Source organism: Vibrio sp. 10N.222.46.A1 (assembly GCF_041473595.1).
Taxonomy (GTDB): domain Bacteria; phylum Pseudomonadota; class Gammaproteobacteria; order Enterobacterales; family Vibrionaceae; genus Vibrio; species Vibrio tasmaniensis_A.
The window spans coordinates 1-2,834 of the sequence record NZ_JBFRSN010000074.1 but is presented as its reverse complement, the minus strand read 5'-3'; the positions used below and the strand labels follow the sequence as shown (position 1 = coordinate 2,834).

Below are 2,834 nucleotides of genomic sequence, written 5' to 3'. Positions count from 1 at the left end.
CCTTAGTTAAAAAAGCGATTTGTCATTTAGAACAAGTCATTACCATCAATGAAACACAACAAGAGCTGAACAAAGCTGCTGTTGATGATTTGAAGCACACAGAACAATCATTAGAAGCTTCTGTCAGCCTGTGCGATACATGGTCGCAGTTAGTCGAGCAATCTAAGCAAATGAGTATGGAAGCCCAAGAAATCCTTATCTCATGTTTGATGGAATTGTACCCAGAATTAGTGGACGCCCATCAAGAGCAAATGAATTGCAGCGAAACACTGTCGCTTCCTAGCGGCAAAAAGATTCAAGATCTTCTTGTTGTACTAGAAGAGAAGTATCGCTGGGCGATCACGACCGACTTTACAAAAGCAGAGAACAACTACTGGTTCTGGTATCGCTCTCAAGACAAAGAAGAGCCAAGGCTCGGAGTTCGAGGCGAAGAGTTGGGTGAAGAGCGTGAACTGCCGTTGGATATTGGCCGTCAAGCTTATCGTTTGTACCATGCTTTATTGCAATTTGCGCCTGAGCTTTCATTGGCCGAATTCCTTGTTAAACAGCCGCAACACCGTGCCATTGCGCGCCGTGTGTGGACGCTAGGTAACAAAGCGATGGGTGACATTCAAATGAATGTGCTGCATCAAGATTCGCCGCCAATGCACTTACTGCGTTGTAAGCTAGCAATGTTTGGTGCGACTAAATTTGATCCTCGCTCAGATCGTTGGGTACGAGTGACGTTTTTCCAAGGTGCGCCATTGCTTGATGAAATTCATCAGGACGAATGGGTGTTCCCACTGTTACCGAGTGAAGCGGAGATGGCTGACTCAAATCAAGTTCCTACAAATATCAACGCTCAACATGGAGGTAAATCGTTATGATCGTTTCTCACAATGAACTGGTAGCGGCCGTTAATAAAGCCTTTTTGGGTATGCGTCGTACATGTGGTGAAGCCGATGTGATAGCGAACATGGTGGCAGATTTACAGATGGTTGGCTTGGATGGTGTTCGTCATTTTAATAATGCGAGCAACTTTATGGGGTTAGAAGACGATTGCCCTGTAGACATTCAAGTGCGCAGCGATAACACTGTTGAAGTCGACCTGCACAAGGCGAGCTTAGCGTGTCACCTTCCTGTGGTTATCGATTACGCCATTGAACAAATGGTCGGTAAAAAGACGCTGAAAATTGAGTTAAATAATTGCCACAACCGTTGGTTGGCGTACAGCGAGCTTGTAAAGTTAGCTGCGAAAGGTATTGCGTGCATGGCACGTTGGGATAACGGTTCTAACCCCAAGAGCACTTTGTATGTTCTTAATCGTGGTTGCGTTGCTCCGGAACTGTTTTTATCAGATTTGCCACTGGCATCGTACGAACATATCCACAATATGACCATCGAACTTTCCGTCCAGGATTTCGATATCGAACGTTTGTCAGATGGCTACCAAACACACATTGAATCAGAAGCGCTTTTTAAAACTCAAGAGAAAGCGTGGAACGATGGCATTGAAGTTGATGATGGGGAGTGGGCGGCACTGAAAGAGACCGCTACCGCAATTTTAGTTCAGAGCAGCGAACGCTCGACTCAAGGTGCAGGTGAACTGACAGCTTCGTAGCCGTTAGATTTAATAGGTTCATTAGAACTAACAGGTTCGATAGATTATCAGCGAGTAAGCTAGTTAGTTTATCAAAACAGATAAAACCAAAGAGCTTAACGTATCCTCACCTCGTTAAGCTCTTTTTATTTGTCCCTCTTTTTTTGCTTCACTCTTTTGATCTCTCGCTGGATTTACCTATTCTAAATTGACTGTTTTGACACACGTTGTTACCCGTTGAGAGGTAATTGAACAATTAAACGAAGCACCTTCACATTCATGTTAAACAAACGGTTTCTTTTAGAAGCCACTATGCGTATCTTGCTAATTCTAGGTGCCAACGGGCGCCATTTTTATTCGTACCGATGACATTAGAATCAGATAAAAGGAATGAAGCGTGCAAGCTAACTTTATTGATGGAACCACCCTGTATCGTCAGCACTCTTTTGAGTTGCCACTCGATTACCAAGCCAAAGATGGACAACAGATCCAAGTCTTCGCACGTGAGCTGGTTGATCTCGCTAAAGATGCGCAAGAGCTGCCGTGGCTTATCTACTTTCAGGGCGGCCCAGGCTTTCCATCTCCACGAGTGAGCGGTCAATCAGGTTGGCTAAAGCGTGCATTACAAAACTATCGTGTTCTGCTTCTTGACCAACGTGGTACTGGCAATAGCACGGTGATCAGCCATGAAACATTGGCCCATCTGTCTCCAGAACAACAAGTCGAATATTTAACGCATTTCAGAGCGGATAACATTGTTCGTGACGCCGAAGCGATTCGTGAGCAATTCGGTGTTAAACAATGGTCGACGATTGGTCAAAGCTTCGGTGGCTTCTGTACACTGAGCTATTTGTCACTGTTTCCACAGAGCTTGCAGCGCTGTTATGTGACGGGCGGCATTCCGTCTATTGAGCGCGAAGCTGACGATGTTTATCGTGCGACTTACAAGCGTGTAGAAGACAAAAACAGAGCCTTTTTTGCTCAGTTCCCACTAGCACAAGCTATGTGTCGTGAGATCTCTGATTACCTGCTTAACAATGATGTGAGACTGCCAAACGGTCAGGTGTTTACCGTTGAACAGTTCCAGCTTATTGGCATTAATCTTGGTGGCGGCGAAGCGAACCTTCCTATGTACTTCACACTGGAAAGTGCGTTTGTTGAAGTGAATGGTCAAAAGCAGTTGAGCTACAGCTTCTTAAATCAAATGCAGCAAGAGCAGGGCTACCTAACGAACCCAATCTACGCTATTTTGCAT

The 2,834-nt window shown here is 45.1% G+C and carries 2 protein-coding genes and 1 pseudogene; all 3 read left to right on the top strand.

Annotated features, from left to right (window positions below):
* A pseudogene (locus tag AB4496_RS02790) lies at positions 1-866 on the top strand (hypothetical protein); the annotation flags it as partial.
* Positions 863-1,600 carry a DUF3726 domain-containing protein gene (locus AB4496_RS02785; protein WP_102257620.1) on the top strand — a complete coding sequence of 246 codons (738 nt, stop codon included), beginning with the start codon at positions 863-865 and terminating at the stop codon, positions 1,598-1,600. The pseudogene AB4496_RS02790 and the gene AB4496_RS02785, both read left to right, overlap by 4 nt.
* Before the next feature lie 376 nt (positions 1,601-1,976).
* A partial coding sequence (locus tag AB4496_RS02780; protein ID WP_372130566.1) for an alpha/beta fold hydrolase occupies positions 1,977-2,834 on the top strand: 858 nt, incomplete at its 3' end.

Excerpts from the sequence above, each read along its gene's own strand:
- AB4496_RS02785 (WP_102257620.1), top strand. The coding sequence starts at position 863 with ATGATCGTTTCTCACAATGAACTGGTAGCGGCCGTTAATAAAGCCTTT.